This is a genomic window from Streptomyces sp. NPDC005794 (genome assembly GCF_042871445.1).
GTDB lineage: Bacteria > Actinomycetota > Actinomycetes > Streptomycetales > Streptomycetaceae > Streptomyces.
This window is the reverse complement of the sequence record NZ_JBIAIN010000005.1, coordinates 384,058-403,842: the sequence shown is the minus strand read 5'-3', so window position 1 is coordinate 403,842 and position 19,785 is coordinate 384,058. Positions and strand designations below refer to the sequence as shown.

General features: G+C 72.0%; 13 protein-coding genes and 1 pseudogene. 6 read left to right on the top strand and 8 right to left on the bottom strand.

The window, feature by feature from the left end:
• Positions 1 to 30: 30 nt before the first annotated feature.
• A complete protein-coding gene (locus tag ACFYQ5_RS11090) occupies positions 31 to 816 on the bottom strand; it encodes a hypothetical protein (protein ID WP_389196281.1) in 786 nt (261 codons plus the stop codon).
• 193 nt (positions 817 to 1,009) lie between these two features.
• Entirely contained in the window at positions 1,010 to 2,734 is a 1,725-nt protein-coding gene (locus ACFYQ5_RS11085; RefSeq protein WP_389196279.1) for a PucR family transcriptional regulator, read from the bottom strand.
• 276 nt (positions 2,735 to 3,010) lie between these two features.
• On the opposite strand from ACFYQ5_RS11085, the gene ACFYQ5_RS11080 reads away from it, so the two are divergent.
• The 6 genes and pseudogenes from ACFYQ5_RS11080 to ACFYQ5_RS11055 all read left to right on the top strand — a co-directional run.
• Complete coding sequence (locus ACFYQ5_RS11080) at positions 3,011 to 3,901, top strand: FAD binding domain-containing protein (RefSeq protein WP_389196278.1); 891 nt, start codon at positions 3,011 to 3,013, stop codon at positions 3,899 to 3,901.
• Between the two features lie 2 nt (positions 3,902 to 3,903).
• A complete protein-coding gene (locus ACFYQ5_RS11075) occupies positions 3,904 to 4,500 on the top strand; it encodes a (2Fe-2S)-binding protein (RefSeq protein ID WP_389196277.1) in 597 nt (198 codons plus the stop codon).
• A gap of 2 nt (positions 4,501 to 4,502) precedes the next feature.
• On the top strand, positions 4,503 to 6,920 hold the full coding sequence (locus ACFYQ5_RS11070) for a xanthine dehydrogenase family protein molybdopterin-binding subunit (RefSeq protein ID WP_389196276.1): 2,418 nt from the start codon (positions 4,503 to 4,505) through the stop codon (positions 6,918 to 6,920).
• A gap of 192 nt (positions 6,921 to 7,112) precedes the next feature.
• A complete protein-coding gene (locus tag ACFYQ5_RS11065; RefSeq protein WP_389196274.1) occupies positions 7,113 to 8,570 on the top strand; it encodes an NCS2 family permease in 1,458 nt (485 codons plus the stop codon).
• A gap of 43 nt (positions 8,571 to 8,613) precedes the next feature.
• Positions 8,614 to 9,753, top strand: coding sequence for an XdhC family protein (locus ACFYQ5_RS11060; protein WP_389196272.1), 1,140 nt, complete (start codon positions 8,614 to 8,616; stop codon positions 9,751 to 9,753).
• A 178-nt stretch (positions 9,754 to 9,931) separates the two neighbouring features.
• Positions 9,932 to 11,727, top strand: a pseudogene (locus ACFYQ5_RS11055) (S8 family serine peptidase); the annotation flags it as partial.
• 102 nt (positions 11,728 to 11,829) lie between these two features.
• Here ACFYQ5_RS11055 and ACFYQ5_RS11050 read toward each other — a convergent pair.
• The 6 genes from ACFYQ5_RS11050 to ACFYQ5_RS11025 all read right to left on the bottom strand — a co-directional run bounded on the left by ACFYQ5_RS11050 (position 11,830) and on the right by ACFYQ5_RS11025 (position 19,753).
• The gene (locus tag ACFYQ5_RS11050) at positions 11,830 to 11,994 is read right to left on the bottom strand and encodes a hypothetical protein (protein WP_389196270.1); all 165 of its coding nucleotides are present in this window, start codon (positions 11,992 to 11,994) and stop codon (positions 11,830 to 11,832) included.
• Between the two features lie 264 nt (positions 11,995 to 12,258).
• The gene (locus ACFYQ5_RS11045) at positions 12,259 to 13,806 is read right to left on the bottom strand and encodes a peptidoglycan-binding protein (RefSeq protein ID WP_389196268.1); all 1,548 of its coding nucleotides are present in this window, start codon (positions 13,804 to 13,806) and stop codon (positions 12,259 to 12,261) included.
• 270 nt (positions 13,807 to 14,076) lie between these two features.
• Positions 14,077 to 14,520, bottom strand: coding sequence for a nitroreductase family deazaflavin-dependent oxidoreductase (locus tag ACFYQ5_RS11040; RefSeq protein ID WP_389196266.1), 444 nt, complete (start codon positions 14,518 to 14,520; stop codon positions 14,077 to 14,079).
• Positions 14,521 to 14,819: 299 nt separating this feature from the next.
• Positions 14,820 to 17,234, bottom strand: a complete 2,415-nt coding sequence (locus tag ACFYQ5_RS11035) for an endonuclease/exonuclease/phosphatase family protein (RefSeq protein WP_389196264.1) — start codon at positions 17,232 to 17,234, stop codon at positions 14,820 to 14,822.
• 162 nt (positions 17,235 to 17,396) lie between these two features.
• Positions 17,397 to 18,578: a DUF1266 domain-containing protein gene (locus ACFYQ5_RS11030; RefSeq protein ID WP_389196262.1), complete on the bottom strand. Its 1,182-nt coding sequence runs from the start codon at positions 18,576 to 18,578 to the stop codon at positions 17,397 to 17,399.
• Entirely contained in the window at positions 18,575 to 19,753 is a 1,179-nt protein-coding gene (locus ACFYQ5_RS11025; protein ID WP_389196260.1) for a DUF1266 domain-containing protein, read from the bottom strand. Before ACFYQ5_RS11025 ends, ACFYQ5_RS11030 begins: the two co-directional genes overlap by 4 nt.
• Positions 19,754 to 19,785: the final 32 nt, after the last annotated feature.

Below are 19,785 nucleotides of genomic sequence, written 5' to 3'. Positions count from 1 at the left end.
CTGCCCGGCGGGACCGCCGGTCGCGGTCCGTCAGTTCGCCTCGACGGTCTCCGGCGCCGGCGGCTCCAGCCGGGGAGCGAGCCAGGTCGGTACGCCGCCCAGCAGCCGGAACAGCCGGCCCGCCTCGGCGCGCAGCCGGGCGGCCGCCTCGGGTTCCGGCTCGGCGTCCGCGAGCGAGATGAGCGCCGGAGCCGTTCCCACGAGGTACCCGAGCTCCTCCCTTATCCGCAGCGACTCCGCGAAGCCGTGCCGTGCCTCCGCCAGTTCACCCTCGCCCAGGGCGAGGGAGGCGAGGTGCCGCCAGGTGAAGGAGAGCAGGAGCTCGTCACCCCGGGCCGTGGCACCCGCGTGCGCCCTGCGGTAGGCGGCGCGGGCGGACTGGGGTGAATCGGCGATGTTCTGGGCGATCAGGCCCCGTCGGAAGTCCAGCAGGGGGCGGCCGGGGGCCGCGGGGGAGAGCAGCGCCGCGGCCCTGCTGAGTGCCACGCTGGCCTCGTCGGCCCGGTCGCGTGCCCCGAGCAGGGTCGAGGCGTAGGCGAGGTAGCCGCGTTCGCAGGCGGCCGCCCCGCGCTCGGAGTCGTCGTGGGCGATCGCCTCCGCGGTGCGCAGCGCGTCCTCGGCGTCCGTCCAGCCGGTGCCCGTGTAGAGGCACCGCTCGGTCAGCAGCGAGGTCCGCTGGAGCGCGGCCGCGGGGTCGGTGGCCGCCCGGGGTTCGAGCAGCGCGGCCGCGTCCGTCCAGCAGGCCCGTGAGCGCAGCCGCCATACCGCGGTCTGGAGCGGCGGATCGTCATCTGCTGTCGTTCCGGAACCAGACATGGCGGGATGCGCCACATTGCCCTCCCCGAGCGCGCCATCGAGCTGTGGAGGCCGGGCCGGCGACCGCCGGTCGGCCAGGGTCTGCGCGCATCTCAGCACGGAATGGCACGCCGGGCCAAGGGGTGGGATCAATGTCAGGTGAAAGATTTCACAATCACCTGGAGGGCCGAAGGGCTGTGATACGCCCGGGAAATCAGCTCATACGCAGGGCGAGGAAGAAGTCGAGCTTGTCCTCGAGGCGCGAAAGGTCACGTCCCGTCAACTGCTCGATACGTCCGACGCGATAGCGCAGCGTGTTGACGTGCAGGTGCAGCCGGGCCGCGCAGCGGGTCCAGGAACCGTCGCAGTCCAGGAAGGCCTCCAGCGTCTCGATCAGCTCCGCGCGGTGGCGCCGGTCGTAGTCCCGCAGCGGGTCCAGGAGCCGGGCGGTGAAGGCGCGGCGGACGTCGTCCGGGACGAAGGGCAGCAGCAGGACGTGCGAGGCGAGCTCGTGGTGGCCCGCCGCGCAGACGGGGCCGGGCCGGGCCGCGGCGACGCGGCGGGCGTGCCGGGCCTCCTCCAGCGCGCCGCGCAGCCCCTCCGCGGAATGGACGGCGGCGCTGACACCCAGTGTCAGGCGGCCGTCGTCCGAGAGGCCCTCGGCGAGCGGCGCGCGGACGGTGTCGAGCAGGGCATCGGCGTGCAGCGCGGCGAACTGCCGCTCCGTGGCGGCAGCGCCCTCGGCCGCCTCCTCCGCCTCGGCCCCGCCGGGGCCCGGGGCGGCGAGCGAGGTCAGCGGTACGAGGGCGACGGCCTCCTCGCCCGTGTGCGCCACGGCGATCCGGTCCGCCGACTCGAGGCCCGTCACCGCCGGGTCGACGAGGACCTCCTCCAGCAGGGCCTGCGCGATCCGGCCGCCCGGCAGGTCCGTGTCCTCCGCCACCCACTCGACCCTGGCGACCACCACCTGCCAGTGCGGCGCCGTGCCGAGACCCGGCAGCAGGACGGGGGCGGCGACCCTCAGCCTGGCCGCGATCTCGGCCGGGGGAGCGCCCGTCTGGACCAGTTCCAGGACCTCCTGGGCGAGCCTGCGGCGTACCGCGCGTGCGGCGTCGCGGCGGTCCCGTTCGACGGCGATCAGCTGGGTGACGCCCTGGAGCAGGTCCAGACGGGCCGCCGGCCAGTCGCCGGAGTCGGCCGCCACGGCCAGCAGCCAGTCCGAGAGCACGGACTCGCGCACATCGTGGGACGGCGCGGACAGGGCGCCCCGTCCGGTGTTCCGGATCGGGAACAGCGAATAGGTTGTGCCGTCCACCTCCGCCCGGTGCGGCCCCGGGCGGCCGGTGCGGGTCGCCGCGAGGTGCCGGCCGGCCAGCTCCGCGCCCGTACGAGGGGACAGGGGCTCGCCCGCTCCGGCGATCTGCCGCCCGGTGGGGGACAGGACCCAGGCGCGCAGGTCCAGGTCGGAGGTGAGGAGGTCGAGGACCACCTCGGGACCCCCGCCGGCCGGGCCCGAGGTCATCAGCCTGCGGTGCCGGTCGACGACCGCAGCCAGGTCGCCGGCCCGCTCGCCCGAGACCTGGCGCACCACATGCTCAGTGATGGTTGCGAACGCCACGGTCTCGTCGACCGCGAAGAGCGGGAGCCGGTGCCGCAGACACGCCTCGACCAGATCGTCGGGGACGGCCCCGAGCTCCGCCTCACCCGCGGCCAGACCGGCCACCCCGGCGTTCGCCAGGATCCGGACGAACGGCTCCGAGTCCGACGCGTCCCGGCGCCACGCCAGACCCGTGAGGACCAGCTCTCCGCCGGAGAGATAACGGCTGGGGTCGCGCAGGTCCGTCGTCATGACGCCACGGACCGAACGGTCCAGCTCGTCCTCGCCGCCGAGCAGCCGCAGGCCCAGCGCCTCGGTGTCCAGCAGTGCGCGCAGCCGCATCGTCGATTGCCGCCGATCTCTTCGTTGGTGCGGGGGACGGCGGAGGGAGGTCACCTGTGCATTGCGGTGGGGTTACCGCTGCCCGCCATTCGTTCGAATCTACAAGACGGGGATGGGGACCAGCCAATTCCTTCATGGTTTCGGTGACTGCACCGAGTGGAGCAAGGCTTGTGTACTGGGCCACATACCGCGTCAACAACACAGGAACGATCCTTCGAGGGCCGGCCGTCCCCCAGCCCCAGCCGAACGACCCGATCGAGAAGAAGAGAGCCACTCATGGACTTCCTTCGCCCCGCCAGCTGGGAGGAGGCGCTCGCCGCCAAGGCCGAGCACCCGACGGCTGTGCCCATCGCGGGGGGCACCGACGTGATGGTCGAGATCAACTTCGACCACCGGCGGCCCGAGTACCTCATGGACCTGAACCGCATCGGTGAGCTGTCCGAGTGGCAGGTGGGCCCGGACGCCGTACGCCTCGGCGCCTCCGTGCCGTACAGCGCCGTCATGGCGCACCTGCGGGCCGAGCTGCCCGGTCTCGCGCTCGCCTCGCACACCGTCGCCTCGCCGCAGATCCGCAACCGAGGCGGTGTCGGCGGCAACCTGGGCACCGCCTCGCCCGCCGGGGACGCCCACCCGGCGCTGCTCGCCGCGGGCGCCGAGGTCGAAGCCGTGTCCGTACGGGGGACGCGGATGATCCCGATCGACGACTTCTACACCGGCGTCAAGCGCAACGCCCTCGCCCCGGACGAGCTGATCCGGGCCGTGCACATCAAGAAGGCCGACGGACCGCAGCAGTACTCCAAGGTCGGCACCCGCAACGCCATGGTCATCGCCGTCTGCGCCTTCGGTCTCGCGCTCCATCCGGAGACCCGCACGGTGCGCACCGGCATCGGCTCCGCGGCCCCGACCCCGGTACGCGCGAAGGAGGCGGAGGCGTTCCTGAACGCCGCGCTGGAGGAGGGCGGGTTCTGGGAGAGCGGGAAGATCATCACCCCTTCCGTCGCCCAGCAGTTCGCCCAGCTCGCCGCCGGGGCCTGCAACCCCATCGACGACGTACGGGGCACCGCGGCCTACCGCAGGCACGCCGTCGGCATCATGGCCCGCCGCACGCTGGGCTGGACCTGGGAGCAGTACCGCGGAGCGGGACGCACCCTCGAAGGAGCTGCTTAACCATGCGAGTGAATTTCACGGTCAACGGCCGTCAGCAGGAAGCCGACGACGTCTGGGAGGGCGAGTCCCTCCTGTACGTCCTGCGCGAGCGCATGGGCCTCCCCGGCTCCAAGAACGCCTGCGAACAGGGGGAATGCGGCTCCTGTACGGTCCGCCTCGACGGTGCGCCGGTCTGTTCCTGCCTCGTCGCCGCCGGCCAGGCGGAGGGCCGCGAGGTCGTCACCGTCGAGGGCCTCGCGGACTACGCCAGACACCGCGACGACGCCCACCCCGGCACCGGCTGCGCCGCCGGAACCTGCGGTACCTCGCTCGACGCCGCCCAGCGGTGGCAGGCCAGGCCCACCGGCGGACAGAGCGCCGAGGCGGCCGAACTCTCCCCCGTCCAACAGGCGTTCATCGACGCGGGCGCCGTGCAGTGCGGCTTCTGCACCCCCGGCCTGCTGGTCGCCGCCGACGAACTGCTCGAGACGCAGCCCTTCCCGTCCGACCAGGACATCCGGGAGGCGCTCTCCGGCAACCTCTGCCGCTGCACCGGCTACGAGAAGATCCTCGACGCGGTCCGCCTCGCGGCCGCCCGTCAGGCAGAGGCGGTCCGATAGCCATGGCGCTGCACCCGCGAGCCGCGTCCGTACCGGCCGGCACCCCCACCAAGATCACCCAGGGCTCCAGGACACGCGGCGGCATCGGCGAGTCCACCCTGCGCCCCGACGGCACCCTGAAGGTGACCGGCGAGTTCGCGTACTCCTCGGACATGTGGCACGAGGACATGCTGTGGGGCCACACGCTCCGCTCCACCGTCGCGCACGCCGAGATCCGCTCCATCGACATCGGCGAGGCCGTCGCCACCCCCGGCGTGTACGCCGTCCTGACCTACGACGACCTGCCCGCGGCGATGAGGAACTACGGGCTGGAGATCCAGGACACCCCGGTCCTCGCCCACGGCAAGGTGCGCCACCACGGCGAGCCCGTGGCGCTCGTCGCCGCGGACCACCCCGAGACCGCGCGCCGCGCCGCCGCCAAGATCCGGATCGACTACGCCGGGCTTCCGGTCATCACCGACGAGGAATCCGCGACCGCCCCCGACGCGGTCCTGGTCCACGAGGGCCGCACGGACCACCACATCGGCCATGTCCCGCACCCCAACATCGTCCACCGCCAGCCCATCGTCCGGGGCGACGCCGACGCGGCAGCCGAACGGGCCGACGTGATCGTCTCCGGTGACTACGTCTTCGGGATGCAGGACCAGGCCTTCCTCGGCCCCGAGTCCGGCCTCGCCGTACCGTCCGAGGACGGCGGCGTCGAGCTGTACGTCGCCACCCAGTGGCTGCACTCCGACCTCCGCCAGATCGCCCCCGTCCTGGGCCTCCCCGAGGACAAGGTCCGCATGACGCTCTCCGGCGTCGGCGGCGCCTTCGGCGGACGCGAGGACCTGTCGATGCAGATCCACGCCTGCCTGCTGGCACTGCGCACCGGCAAGCCCGTCAAGATGGTCTACAACCGGTTCGAGTCCTTCTTCGGACACGTCCACCGGCACCCCGCGAAGCTCCACTACGAGCACGGGGCCACCAAGGACGGCAAGCTCACCCACATGAAGTGCCGGATCGTCCTGGACGGCGGCGCCTACGCCTCCACCTCCCCGGCCGTCGTCGGCAACGCCTCCTCACTCGCGGTCGGGCCGTACGTGGTCGAGGACGTGGACATCGAGGCGCTCGCGCTGTACTCCAACAACCCGCCCTGCGGCGCCATGCGCGGCTTCGGCGCCGTCCAGGCGTGCTTCGCCTACGAAGCGCAGATGGACAAGCTCGCCGCCGCCCTGGACATGGACCCGGTCGAGCTGCGGCGGATGAACGCCATGGAGCAGGGCACCCTCCTCCCCACCGGGCAGCCGGTCGACTCACCGGCCCCCGTCGCCGAACTGCTGCGCCGCGTCAAGGCACGCCCGATGCCTCCCGAGCAGCAGTGGCTCTCCGCCGACGCCGGGGGCAGCTCCGTCGACGTACGCGCCCTGCCCGGCGGGTTGTCCAACACGACCCACGGCGAAGGCGTCGTACGCGGTGTCGGTTATGCCGTCGGGCTGAAGAACGTCGGCTTCTCCGAGGGCTTCGACGACTACTCCACCGCCCGGGTGCGGATGGAGGTCATCAACGGCGAACCGGTCGCCACCGTGCACACCGCGATGGCCGAGGTCGGGCAGGGTGGTGTCACCGTCCACGCCCAGATCGCCCGTACGGAACTCGGCGTCAGCCAGGTGACCATCCACCCGGCGGACACCCGGGTCGGCTCCGCCGGCTCCACCTCCGCCTCGCGGCAGACGTACGTCACCGGCGGCGCCGTGAAGAACTCCTGCGAGGCCGTCCGGGAACAGGTCCTGGAGATCGGCCGCCGCAAGTTCGGCACGTACCACCCCGCCTGGGCCACCGCCGAACTCCTCCTGGAGGGCGGCAAGGTCGTCACCGACGCGGGCGAGGTGCTCGCCCCGCTGGCCGAGGTGCTGGGGGACGAGGCCGTCGACATCGAACTGGAGTGGCGCCACCGGCCCACCGAGGCGTTCGACCTGCGCACCGGACAGGGCAACGGCCACGTCCAGTACTCCTTCGCGGCGCACCGCGCGGTCGTGGAGGTCGACACCGAACTCGGCCTGGTCAAGGTCATCGAGCTGGCGTGCGCCCAGGACGTCGGCAAGGCGCTGAACCCGCTGTCGGTCGAGGGCCAGATCCAGGGCGGTACCACCCAGGGGCTGGGTATCGCCGTCATGGAGGAGATCATCGTCGATCCGAAGACGGCGAAGGTGCGCAACCCGTCCTTCACCGACTATCTGATCCCCACCATCCTCGACACCCCGACCATCCCGGTCGATGTGCTCGAACTCGCCGACGACCACGCTCCGTACGGGCTGCGCGGCATCGGCGAGGCCCCCACCCTGTCGTCCACCCCGGCCGTCCTCGCGGCGATCCGGAACGCGACGGGCCTGGAGCTCAACAGGACGCCGGTACGCCCCGAGCACATCACCGGTACCTGACGGGCCGCCAGGAGGTCCAGGAGTGGTGCCCGCGCACCCCGCGCCACTCCTGGCGCCTCACCCAACCGTCCGCTCTGCACGAAGAGTTCGTCTCGGGCCGTCCCCCGGGTCGTGCGCCTCGCAGTCATCCCGAATCCCGCAGTCACGCGAGCTCCACGCGGGTGTCCCTGTGAACCTTGGGAGTCAGGCAACATGACCCAGCAGTCCGTGGAACCCAGGAGCGGTGCGGAGGACGCGGGCTCCGGCTCGCGCGTCCCCGCCGGACGGTCCTGGCTCGACCGGTACTTCCACATATCCGAACGGGGATCGACCGTCGCACGCGAAGTGCGCGGCGGCGTCACGACCTTCATGGCCATGGCCTACATCCTCCTGCTCAACCCGCTCATCCTCGGCGGCGAGGACGTCGACGGCCAACTGCTCGGCCGGCCGGCCCTGATCACCGCCACCGCCCTCGCGGCGGCGGCCACCACCCTGCTGATGGGATTCATCGGCAAGGTCCCCCTCGCGCTCGCGGCGGGGCTGAGCGTCTCCGGCGTGCTCGCCTCACAGGTCGCGCCGGCCATGACCTGGCCGCAGGCCATGGGCATGTGCGTGATCTACGGGCTGGTGATCTGCCTGCTGGTCGTCACCGGCCTCCGAGAGATGATCATGAACGCCATCCCGCTCGCGCTGAAACACGGCATCACCATCGGTATCGGCCTCTTCATCGCCCTCATCGGCCTGTTCAAGGCCGGCTTCGTCCACCAGGGGGAGGCGACACCGCTCTCCCTCGGCCCGGCGGGTGAGCTCGCCGGATGGCCCGTCCTGATCTTCGCGGTGACCCTGCTGCTGATCTTCATGCTGCAGGCACGCAACGTCCCCGGTGCGATCCTGATCGGCATCGTCGTCGGCACCCTCACCGCGATCGTCGTCAACGCCGTCGCCGGCATCGACCCCAAGGCGTGGAGCAGCGGCCCGCCCGAGCTGAGCGGCGGCGCGGTCTCCTCACCGGACTTCTCGCTCTTCGGGAACGTCGAGTTCGGCGGCTGGGACGACGTCGGCGTGATGACGGTCGGCATGATCGTCTTCACGCTCGTGCTGGCCGGCTTCTTCGACGCGATGGCCACCATCATCGGCGTCGGCACGGAGGCGAGGCTCGCGGACGACAGGGGCCGGATGCCCGGTCTGTCGAAAGCGCTGTTCATCGACGGCGCGGGCGGTGCGATCGGCGGTGTGGCCGGGGGATCCGGCCAGACGGTGTTCGTCGAATCGGCGACCGGCGTCGGCGAGGGTGCCCGCACCGGGCTCGCCTCCGTCGTCACCGGGCTCTTCTTCGCCGCCTGCCTGTTCTTCACCCCACTCACGGCGATCGTGCCGGCCGAGGTGGCCTCGGCCGCCCTGGTCGTCATCGGCGCCATGATGATGCAGAACGCGCGGCACGTGGACTGGGGTGACCGCTCGGTCGCCGTGCCGGTCTTCCTCACCGTGGTCCTGATGCCGTTCACGTACACCATCACCACCGGTGTCGCCGCGGGCGTCATCTCGTACGCGGCCATCAAGCTCGCCCAGGGCAGGGCCCGAGAGGTCGGCGCCTTCATGTGGGTCCTGACGCTGGTCTTCCTCGTCCACTTCGCCCTGCACCCGATCGAGAGCTGGCTGGGCGTCAGCTGACCCCGCACGCCCTCTCGCACCTCTGCCCGGAAGGAGACACACCATGCTGGACATCTCCGAGGAACTCCACCGGTGGGTCGGACAGGGACGCGCGTTCGCCGTGGCCACCGTGGTCGCCGTCGGTGGCAGCGCGCCCCGGGAGCCGGGCGCCGCGCTCGCCGTCGACAGCGAGGGCACGGCCGTCGGCTCGGTCTCCGGCGGATGTGTGGAGGGGGCGGTGTACGCGTTGTGCCGACAGGCGATCGAGGACGGCACCACCGTGCGCGAGAGCTTCGGCTACAGCGACGACGACGCCTTCGCGGTCGGCCTGACCTGCGGCGGCGTCATCGACGTCCTGGTGACCCCGGTGCGCGCGGACGACCCCGCGCGCCCGGTGTTCGCCGCCGCGTTCGCCGCCGCCTCGGAAGGCCGGGCGGCGGCCGTCGCCCGGGTCACGCAGGGCTCGGAGCGCCTGCTCGGCAGGCCCCTGCTCGTCCACGCGGACGGAACGTACGCGGGCGGGCTCGGCGGACATCCCGAGCTGGACCGTACGGCCGCCGCCGAGGCCCGCGCGATGCTCGACGCGGGCCGCACCGGAGAGGTCGTCATCGGCGCCGAGGGCTCCCGCTGCGGCAGCCCTCTCACCCTGTTCGTCGAATCGAGCGTCCCGCCGCCCCGGATGATCGTCTTCGGGGCCATCGACTTCGCCGCCGCCCTGGTGCGGGCCGGCCGCTTCCTCGGCTACCGCGTCACCGTCTGCGACGCCCGCCCCGTCTTCGCCACGGCGGCCCGCTTCCCGGACGCCGACGAGATCGTCGTGGACTGGCCGCACCGCTATCTCGCCACCACCGATGTGGACGCGCGCACGGTGCTCTGCGTACTCACCCACGACGCCAGGTTCGACGTTCCCCTTCTGGAACTGGCCCTGCGGCTGCCCGTCGCCTACGTCGGCGCGATGGGCTCGCGCCGTACGCATCTGGAGCGCAACGAGCGGCTGCGCGAGGCCGGGGTCACCGACCGTCAGCTGGCCGCGCTGCACTCACCGATCGGCCTCGACCTGGGAGCCCGTACGCCGGAGGAGACCGCGCTCTCGATCGCGGCCGAGATCGTCGCGGACCGGCGCGGCGGCAGCGGTCTGCCGCTGAAGGGCGCCCATACCCCGATCCACCACGAGAGCGGCGCGGCGCTGGTCCCGGTCGCCTGAAGCCGCCCCTCGACGGCCGGTTCCACGACGGGCGGATTGCCGCCACGGCGGATTCACGCCAGGGGTGAAGCCGCCCGTGGCGCCGGATTTACCGGTAGATCAGCTGCATGACACTTTCCCTCTCCTCCGTTTCCGGCCGGGCGAGACCCGCTCGTGTGGGACGTAGGGCTCTGCTCATAGCGACCTCGCGGGCTCGGGAGCGGCGTCGGACGGCGCCAACAAGGGCGTCGCCCCCGCCGCCGACCTGATCGTCGGCAAGGTCCTCAGCGACGAGGGGTCCGGCGCCGACTCCGGCATCATCGACGCCATGGAGTGGGCGAAGGCCGAAGGCGCCGACGTCGTCTCCATGAGCCTCGGATCCAGCATCCCGGACGACGGCACCGACCCGATGGCACAGGCCGTCGACGCGCTCTCCGCCGACGGCGGCCCGCTGTTCGTGATCGCCGCGGGCAACTCCTACGGCGCGGGCACCATCGGGTCACCCGGCTCCGCCGCGAGCGCGCTCACCGTCGCCGCCGTCGACAAGAGCGACAACCGGGCGGACTTCTCCTCCATGGGCCCGCTCGTGCGGTCCCACGGCCTGAAGCCCGACCTGTCCGCCCCCGGTGTCGGTATCAACGCCGCCGCCTCCCAGTCCGTACCCGGCATCGAGGGCATGTACCAGTCGCTGGACGGTACGTCGATGGCCACCCCGCACGTCGCCGGTGCCGCGGCCGTCCTGAAGCAGCGTCACCCCGAGTGGTCCGGCGCGCGCATCAAGGACGCGCTGATGAGCTCCTCCAAGGAGCTGTCCGACCGCACGCCGTACGAGCAGGGCGTCGGCCGCCTCGACGTGAAGGCGGCGATCGACACGACGATCGAGGCCACCGGCTCCGTCGAGGTCGCGTCGTACGACTGGCCGCACGCCGCTTCCGACCCGGTCGCCGAGCGCACGATCACCTACCGCAACACCGGGGCCGAGGACGTCACCCTGAGCCTGTCCACCGGCACGGACTCCAAGGCGCCCCGTCCGTCCGGCAGCTGGCGAAGGTGGAGAACACCTTCTACGGTCACCAGGACGCCCTCGGCGCCGGTTACCGCTACGACATCCCGGACTACGGACCGGGCGTCGGCTTCGAGGAGTACGAGAAGTACCCGGGCACCCGCACCGAGTGGGTCACCCCGCTGCCCGGCGCCTCCTTCTGGTACGAGAACCACACCGTGCTCGATGCCGCGACCTCCCAGCCCGCGCACGAGGTGCGCAGCGGCGAGCTCGATCACAGGGCCGGCCGCACCTACCGTGACGACTGGTTCGCCCCGGTGACCGGCCCCCGTCTCGGCACCGGCTACTGGGGCCCGTTCCGAACGTCGTACAACGAGGTCCAGTTCAACATCACCCCGTGGACCGACTCGGGCGAGGGCCACTCCGGCTCGATGCCCACGGACGAGTACGACACGACCTCGTACGCCTTCCACCAGGGCGACACCCTGCTCAAGAAGGGCGCGGGCCGGGCCGGTTACGCCTGGGACCTGCCGGCCGAGGCGCTGCCCTACCGCCTGGTCATCGACTCGGTGCGGGACGAGGCCACCTGGAAGACCTCGACGCGCACCCACACCACGTGGGACTTCGTCTCGGGTGCTCTGCCCGAGGGCACCCCGCAGGCCGACATCCGGCTGCTCCAGCTCGACTACGACGTCGACACGGACCTGGCGGGCGACGTCAAGGCCGGCCGGCAGGTCGAGGTCGGTCTGGCCTCCGGTACCCAGGCATGGCTGGACGGCGCCGTGAAGGCGACGAAGGCCTCGCTGTCGGTCAGCTACGACGAGGGCGTCACCTGGAGCAAGGTGGAGCTGCGCGAGGGGACGTCCGGCGCGTGGACGGCGACGTTCAGGACGCCGGAGCACGCGGACTCCGTCTCGCTCAAGGCCCGTGCCGAGGGCCCCGGCGGCCTGGCCGTCGACCAGGAGATCATCAAGGCCTTCGGTCTGAAGTGATTCTCTGACAGTCACCCGCTGAAATGCCTGGTCGAGGTGGTTCCGCGCCCCTGTGGGTGATGCGGAACCACCTCTTCCGTGCGGGCGCCGGCGAGGGCGGCCTCACCGGCGGCGGGCGGCCTTCTCGCGTGCCTTGCGCCGCGCCACGGTGTACTTCGACCAGTCGCCCCGGAGCCGGTCGCACCGGGACGCGTCCTTCATCGCCAGCCGCCGGCAACGCGTGCCCTTCTGGGTGAGTGCCCCGCATTTCGACTGCGTACGAGCCATGTCCGACCGCCCTCCGAGTCCCGTCGGCCGCGTGCCGACAGAGCCCGGACTCGCCTGCGGACGCCGTACGGGGGAAGGCGCACCCGGGCCCTCCGGGTGCGCTCCGGAGCGCACGGGTGGCGGACGGGACCCGGTGGCCGGCGTGGGCTGTCAGGCCGGTCCGTCGGCCGTCGGCAGCAGACGCAGGAACGCCTTCAGGCTCTTCGCGCGGCTACCTGTACGCAGCGGGCGGGCGCTGGGCGCCGGGGTCCGGTGCGGCGGAGATCAGAGCCCGGACTGCAGCGCCTTCCAGGTGCCGGGGCCGACACTGCCGTCGACCGACAGTTTCCGGGTGCTCTGGTAGTCGCGGACGGCCTTGTCCGTGGTGGTGCCGAAGGACCCGTCGACGGCCACGGTTCTGCCCAGCGCCGCGGTCAGTGCCCGCTGCAGCCGCTTGACCACGTCACCTGAGGCGCCCATGACGAGCGGCGGCGTGGTGCCGGCGGAGAGCAGCGCGGTCCAGGTCTTCGGGCCGACCGCGCCGTCGGCGTCGAGGCCGCGCGCTTTCTGGAACGCCCGTACGGCGCTGTCGGTGAGCGAGCCGAAGATGCCGTCAGCGGTGCCCGCGTCGTAGCCCTGCTGGTTGAGCAGCGTCTGGACCGCGGTCACCTGCGGACCCTGCGAGCCCGTCTTCTGGATCGTGTACGACGGGAAGGTCAGCACGTCGCCCCCGCCGGCGGAGCCACCGACGAGCTGCATGTAGTAGGCCCAGTTCCAGTGGACGCCCGGGTCCGTGTGGTCGTTCCCGGGGACCTCGACGTGTCCGACGATGTGCGACCGGTCCTTGGGGATGCCGTACCGGTCGCACAGGTACCTCGTCAGTGCCGCCGAGGAGCGGTACATCGTGTCGGTGAACCACGACGGGTTGTCGACGAAGCCCTCGTGCTCGATGCCGAGCGACGAGGCGTTGGCGCTCTTGGCGTGGTACGCGGTGTCCGCGTCGCGCACCATCTGGGTGATCTGGCCGTCCGAGGAGCGGACCACGTAGTGCGAGCTGACCTGTGACGTCGCGTTCTGGAACCAGCTGATGGTTCCGGCGTACGAGCCCTGCGTGACGTGGATGACCACCTTGTCCAGCGCCGCCGTGCGGCCCGTCGCGAAGTTGGCGGAATGGGCGGCCACCCAGAGCGCCGGGGGGTAGTCCGGGCTCTGGACGGTGACGTCGGCCTTCGCGAGGGGGCCCTTGTCGGGGGACACCGGACGGGAGGTGACCGAGATCCGCTCGCCGCCGGCGACGTCGGCCCGCAGGCCCTGGGCGAGGAAGGTGTAGACGGTGTCGGCGTAGAGGGCGGCGATCGCGCCCTCGGCCCCGCTGTAGCGGGCCACGGCCGGGTACCAGGCGTCGATGTCCGTCCGCTCGGTCTTGTCCATGCCCAGCGCGTCGGCGTGGCTCCGCAGCACGGCGGCGCCGCCCAGGATGTTGGCTTCGGTGTCCTTGCGCAGGTCGGTCGTGGACTCGCCCGTCAGCGCGGCGGCCTTCTCCAGGGAGTGGTTGACGGGGTTGCTCACGAGGTGCATCACGCCGTAGCCGTTGTCCTGGCTGGGGCGCCCGGCGTGTCCGTCCAGACGGGTCTCGCCGTAGCCGACGGCCGCGAGCAGGTCACGCGGTACGCCGAACTCCTCGGCGGCCTGCTCGAAGGCCTGGTTCATGGGGTCCGCGGTGGCGGCGGGCGCGGCGCCGGCCGGGTGGCCGGTGGCGACGAGGGCGGTGACGGTCAGAGAGGCCAGAACGGCTGCGCGACCTCGGGTGTGGCCGGCGGGGCGTCGGGGCATACCTGCTCCAGGTCTGTGAGGGAGAGGAAGGCCACCGGACCGGTGAGGATGGGCCGAGGGCCGCTGAGCCAGCACAGGCTATCCACCTGTTCAGGGCATGACAATGACACCACACTGTGCCCAAATCCCTTTCACCTCAATGGAGTTGAGGGAGCCGGAGCGCCTCGTGGGCGGGCGGTCGCACCTCACCCCCCGCCCCGCGCGCACGGCTCAAGGCTCGCCCCGGGGGAGCCCTGTCGGCGCCCCCGCCCCTCCCCGGACCGGTGCGGGTCAGCGCCGCCGGAGCCGGATCACCGGAATGTCGCGGCTGGTCTTCGCCCGGTACTCGGCGTACCGGGGGAAGACCTCCACCAGATGTGGCCACACCCGCTCCTTCTCCTCGGGGGAGAGCGTCTCGGCGAGGGCGGGGAAGCGTTCGGTGCCGACCCGGACGTCCACCTCGGGACCGTCCAGGAGGTTCAGATACCAGAGCGGGTGGGAGTCCGAGCCGCCGTTCGATCCGACGATCAGGTAATCGTCACCGTCCCGCCCGTACATCAGCACGGTCCGCCGGACGGCCCCGCTGCGCCGACCGACGTAGTCCAGCAGCAGGCAGGGCACGCCGAGCTGCGTGGTGCCCTTCGTCCCGCCGGAGGACTCGTACAACTCGGCCTGCTCCGCCACCCACTTGGCCGGGCTCGTCCGTACCGCCTCGCCGTGCTGCTCTGTCGCCACAGTTCCTCCTCGTGCTCCGGCAGGTCCCCATGACCGTACGTCCGTGTCCATCGTGTCATCCGTCGACGCGGCGTGGCGGAATCGCACGCCTGGTCGTCCCTCCTCCTTATGGGGGAACGAGGTCGGGAACGGCACCCGCGAAGGCGTATCCGACGAGGTCGCCCGTGTCCTCGATCCGGTGGGTGCGGGGAGTTCGGCGGGGGAGCGGCCTCGGCGGTCATGCGGGGCACGGCAGCGATACGGCCGGCGAACGGACGGGGTCCGGGGGCGGCCCGGCCGGGGCCGCCCCCCGGGGGGCTTCAGTGCCGGGGGCCCTTGCCCTTCACGTCGATCCGCACGATCTGCGGGTCGTGATCGCTCGCCTGGTCGGCGAACTCCGCGTTGATGTGCACCACGTCGTAGTCGAAGCGGCGGACGGCGGGGCTGGTCAGGATGTGGTCCAGCGTCTGCGAGTTGCCGTCGTAGACATAGCTGTACTGCTGGTCCGCGGGCAGCGTGGTGATCAGCGGCTTGAGCACCTTGCCGCCGGTCAGCGCCGTCATCGTGGGGGAGAACGCGAAGTCGTTCAGGTCACCGAGCGCGACGACCTGGGCCGACCTGTCCGCCTTCAGCAGCGAGGTGACGAAGGTGTTGACCTCCGCCGCCTGCCGCACGCGCTGTGTCTCCGAGCTGCGCACCGGCTGCTGGTAGCGGCCGTGGAGGGACTGGTCGCCGCCCTTGGACGCGAAGTGGTTGGCGATGACGAAGACGCTCTCGCCACGGAAGCGGAACTCGCCCACCAGCGGTTTGCGGCTGTTGTCCCAGGCTGTGCTCGCGGGATTGATCCGGCCGGGTGAGACGGAGAGCGTGGCACCCTTCTTCGTCTTCACCGCCTGCACGGAGGTGGTCGCGTCGCCGCCCGGGCGGTCCACGAAGGCAACCCGGTCGGGGTTGAAGAGGAAGACGTTACGGATGTTGCCCCCGGGCTCGCCGCCGTCCCGGCCGTCCTGAGGAGCCACATAGCGCCACGTGTACCGGGGGCCGCCCGCAGCGACGATCGCGTCCGTGAAGCGCTTCAGTGTCGCCTCGGAACCCACGGTGCCGTCGTTCACCGCACCGTTGTCGTCCTGGATCTCCTCCAGGGACACGATGTCCGGGGACGAGAGACTGACCGCCACCCCCTGGGCGAGCGTGTCGAACTTCGTCTGCTCGTCCGCCGCGTCGAGGTTCTCCACGTTGTACGTGGCGACGGCGAGCTCCTTGCGCTTCTGCTTCCGCGTCACCTCGCGCTCGAGGCCGTTGTCCTTCAACGTGCCCAGCTCGGTGGCCTGCACGTTGTATCCGCCGTACGACGCGTAGTCGATGACCCCCGTGGTGGAGCCGGACAGCACGTCGCCCACGTCCGCGACCGGGACGGGCCGCGCGGCGTCCAGCGACATCACCTTGAGGCGGCCGGTGTTCTGGTCCTCGTAGGACGCGTACAGCGTGCCGCCTCGCCGGGTCGGGTTCTCCTCCGGCTTCACCGTCACCCAGACCTCGTCGTACGCGGTCGTCGCGCCCGTCACCCGGGTGTCGGCCATCGTGACGCGGGTGCCCTCGAGAGACTCGTACAGATCCAGGGCGTAGGCCGCCGGTTCGAGGGCGAGCGCCTCGACCGAACCCCCGCCGGCCGTCGGCACATAGGCGTCCGGTACCGAGGAGGCGTCGAGGGCGACCGCCTCAGGCAGAGCGTTGCCGGAGGACAGCACCGTGGTCAGCGGGGTGGTGATCTGCGTGAGCGACTGGGTGCCGGTGGCCGGGTAGTACTCGGCCACCTTGCCGCTGACCAGCACCGAGTCTCCGACGGTGACGGCGGGGGCCGTGGAACCGGTGTAGACGAACACGCCCTCGCTCGTGCGGGCGTCGTCGTCCGGCGCCGTGTCCTGGATCCAGAAGCCGCGTGACCCCGTGGTCCGCACACCGGTGACGACGCCCGGGACTCCGGTGACCGGCTGCCCGGCGAGCGGGGAGAGACGGGTCGTGCCCTGGATGTCGTGCACCCGCACCGTGCCCGGCTCGGCCGGTCCGCCGGGCTCGCCCGGCCCGGAGCCGCCTGCGGTCTCGCCCGCCGCGTTGAAGGGCGTCGGGGTGCCCGCCGTCAGGTCGATGGCGTTGTCGTCGGTGTCCGCCAGGGAGGTGCCGCGTGCCACGGACGAGGTGGCGGAGGCGCCCGTCACCGGTCCGCCGCCCTCACGCACGACCGCGGAGCCGTAGCCGACGAGGTCGACGATCCGGGTGTCGGCGGCGCAGTCCGCCGCGGTCCTGCAGGTCAGCGGGGCGGTGCCGGAGACGAGCGCGACGGTGCCGCTCGCCGCGGACATCGCGACCGTGCCGGTCGCGTCGGCGGCCGGCAGGGCCACCGTGCCGCCGGTGCCCGTGGCCTGCGCGACGAGGTAGCGGCCGCCCGGCGCGACGGCGCCGGACAGCGCGGAGACCTGCCACAGCGATCCGGCGGAGGGGCTGCCCGGCAGGTACTGGACGCTGAAGCCGGACAGGCCGAAGGAGCTCTGGCCGGCGTTGGCCAGCTCGACGTAGTCACGGGTGAGCGTCGCGCCGGAGTTGCCGCCGCCGCCGTACACCTCGGAGATGACGGCCGACGACGACGGTGCCGCGAACGCGGCGGGCAGCGCGGTCACCGACAGGGTCACGGCGACGGCGGCGGCCAGCAGGGCGGAGCCGGGTCTGGCTATGTGCACGGGAACTGCCCCCAAATGTGTAGTGAGGGGCCAAAAACTATGCGCGTAGACCCGTCGTGGCAAGAGACCGGAGGTTAATTCCGGGCGTCATTACCCCGCTCCCGCCGGACCGTTGGCGCCTCTCGCCCGGCCCACGGCAGCGCCAGGGCTCGGCGCCAGGGCTCAGCGCCAGGGAAGGTTCCGCCACGGGCTGCCTTCGCTCTCCGTCAGCAGACGGTGCGCCGTGACATTGCTCAGGTAGTAGTCGCCGTAGTCCTCTCCGTCGAACCGCAGCACACGGCCCAGCGCGTACCCCGCGGAGAAGTCCTCCCAGGAGCGGTAGGCCGACTTGCTCAGCGCACCGGCGTACACGATGGCCTGCTCCGCCTCGTGCGGGACGCAGAAGCGGGCGGAGAGCCCCCACCTCGCCAGGTTCACGGCGCGCCCGTAGTCGTAGGCGACCGTGGTGGTGACCCGGCCGTCCGGCGCCAGCAGCCCGTCGGCGCGGAACCGGGCCTCGTACCTGACGATGCGCCGCACCAGCTCCTCGATGTCCTTGACCGTGCCGTGGCCCGCCCCGATGTCCTGGGCGTGCCCGGCGGCCGTCTCGCGCCACAGATCGGCGGAGGGCTGCTCGCCGAGCCCGGCCGCGAGCTGTTCACGCACCCGGAGTACGAAATCGGGCTCGGGCGGACTGTTGTGCGCGTCCAGCAGGGCGTCCAACTGCTCGCGCCAGCCGGTCGGTTCCGTGATTCCCCAGGAGTCGCGCAGCAACTCCCGCTCGCAGGAGTACTCGTGGTAGGCGGTGCCCACCTCGTTCCACGGCACCCCGTTACCGACCGCCAGATGCGCCCCGCACGCCAGTCCGTAGGCCAGCGGGCCGTGGAGCGCCCCGTGCCGCAACGCGATGAGCCGGTCGTTCCTGGCACGGTCGTTCTCCGCGTGGTAGCGCAGCCACAGGGCGCGGTGCGGAGGCGTGGCCGCGAAGAGTATCTGGGCCGGAGTGCCCGTGTTGACGGACAGCAGTTGATACGGGTCCGGCCAGTCGAACTCCGCCACCCACTTGAGGGAGACGGCGTGGAACACCCACTCCGGATGCCACGGCGGCAGCATCCCCCGGGTGAGTACGCCTCGGCAGCTCCGGCCGGCCTCGTCGCGGTGCGAGCGCCACGTGACCATGTCGGGAGCGGCGTCCACCTCGGCCTTCGGCGCGATGATGTAGAGCTCCTCGCCGGCCAGTACGCGCAGTTGGGCCTCCGCGTCGCCGCGTGCTCCCGCCTCGTACAGCAGGTGTTCCGTCACGGACGGCGACACCCAGGGGGCGCCGTGGGCGGGGTGGCCGGGATGGGAAGGCAGTGGATTCATGACCAGGCGATGTTCCGGTAGGGGCTGTTGGGGTCGTGCGTCAGGACGCGGTGCTGGGCCAGTGACTGCCCGTACTTCACCCCGGACGGATCGTCCTCGTCGAAGTGCATCACGCGCGCCAGCGAGTAACCGAGGGAGAACTCCGCCCAGGAGCCGTATGCCTGCCCGGCCAGGGCGCCGATCCGCAGCACGGCCTGTTCCGCCTCGCGCGGGTCGCAGAGTCGGGCGCCCAGCGCCAGCCGCACGACGTTGACCGCCCGCCCGTGGTCGAAGGCGGCCAGGGTGTCGACCCGTTCACCGGGGCCGAGGACGCCGTCCGCACGGAACCGGTCCTCGTACGTGACGGCGAGCCGCAGCGCCTCATGGGCCTCGGCCGCCTCCGGCGGGGTGGACTGACGGCGCCTCAGCGCGTCGGTGAGCGCGGCCGACCACTCCGGGGTTGTGGGGGTGCGGCCCAGTCGTCCGGCGAGGGTGTGCCGGATCCGGAGCACCGACTCGTACGTACGGCCGACGAGCCGGGTGGCCAGCAGTGCTTCGAGCGTCTCCCGGTAGGCGGCGCGGTTCAGCACGCCCCAGGGGTTGCGGAGCCGGGCGCGATCCGTCCCGTACCCCTCGTAGGCGGCGCCCAGGTCGTTCCAGACGAGGCCGTTGTGCACGGCGAGATGGGCGCCGACGGCCAGACCGCGTGCGACCGGCCCGTGCAGCGGGCCGGTCCGGTGGGTCAGCAGCCTGCCGCCCTGCGGGCCGCCGGACCGCGCGTGGGCCTTCAGCCACGCCCGGCGACGCCCCGGCCCGGCCTCGACGGTGACGGCGTACGGCGTGCCCGGATTGACCGTCAGCCACCGCACCCCGTCCGGCCAGCGGCGTACGAGCTCCTCGAGCCCGGTCGCCTCGAACACCCAGTCGGGGTGCCAGGGAGGGAGCATGCCGGAGGTCAGCACCGCGACACACGTCCGGCCCCGATTCGCGGGATCCGGCTGCGTGGGGAGCGGGGGAGTGAAGCCGGGAGTGTCCGCGTGGAGCCGGGCGACGAGCGCGAAGAGCCTGGCCCCGGCCAGGGCGTCCAGCAGCGCGTCCCGGTCGCCGGCCGTCGCCGCCCCGTGCAGCAGGCGTTCCGTCTCGGTCGGCGCCGTACCCGGCATCGCTGCCCCTGGCGCCCCTGCCCCCGTCGTCACGGTCGGATCCTACGGAATGCCGCCGCCGGCCG

Excerpts from the sequence above, each read along its gene's own strand:
- ACFYQ5_RS11090 (WP_389196281.1), bottom strand. The coding sequence starts at position 816 with ATGTCTGGTTCCGGAACGACAGCAGATGACGATCCGCCGCTCCAGACC.
- ACFYQ5_RS11085 (WP_389196279.1), bottom strand. The coding sequence starts at position 2,734 with ATGCGGCTGCGCGCACTGCTGGACACCGAGGCGCTGGGCCTGCGGCTG.
- ACFYQ5_RS11080 (WP_389196278.1), top strand. The coding sequence starts at position 3,011 with ATGGACTTCCTTCGCCCCGCCAGCTGGGAGGAGGCGCTCGCCGCCAAG.
- ACFYQ5_RS11075 (WP_389196277.1), top strand. The coding sequence starts at position 3,904 with ATGCGAGTGAATTTCACGGTCAACGGCCGTCAGCAGGAAGCCGACGAC.
- ACFYQ5_RS11070 (WP_389196276.1), top strand. The coding sequence starts at position 4,503 with ATGGCGCTGCACCCGCGAGCCGCGTCCGTACCGGCCGGCACCCCCACC.
- ACFYQ5_RS11065 (WP_389196274.1), top strand. The coding sequence starts at position 7,113 with ATGACCCAGCAGTCCGTGGAACCCAGGAGCGGTGCGGAGGACGCGGGC.
- ACFYQ5_RS11060 (WP_389196272.1), top strand. The coding sequence starts at position 8,614 with ATGCTGGACATCTCCGAGGAACTCCACCGGTGGGTCGGACAGGGACGC.
- ACFYQ5_RS11050 (WP_389196270.1), bottom strand. The coding sequence starts at position 11,994 with ATGGCTCGTACGCAGTCGAAATGCGGGGCACTCACCCAGAAGGGCACG.
- ACFYQ5_RS11045 (WP_389196268.1), bottom strand. The coding sequence starts at position 13,806 with ATGCCCCGACGCCCCGCCGGCCACACCCGAGGTCGCGCAGCCGTTCTG.
- ACFYQ5_RS11030 (WP_389196262.1), bottom strand. The coding sequence starts at position 18,578 with ATGAATCCACTGCCTTCCCATCCCGGCCACCCCGCCCACGGCGCCCCC.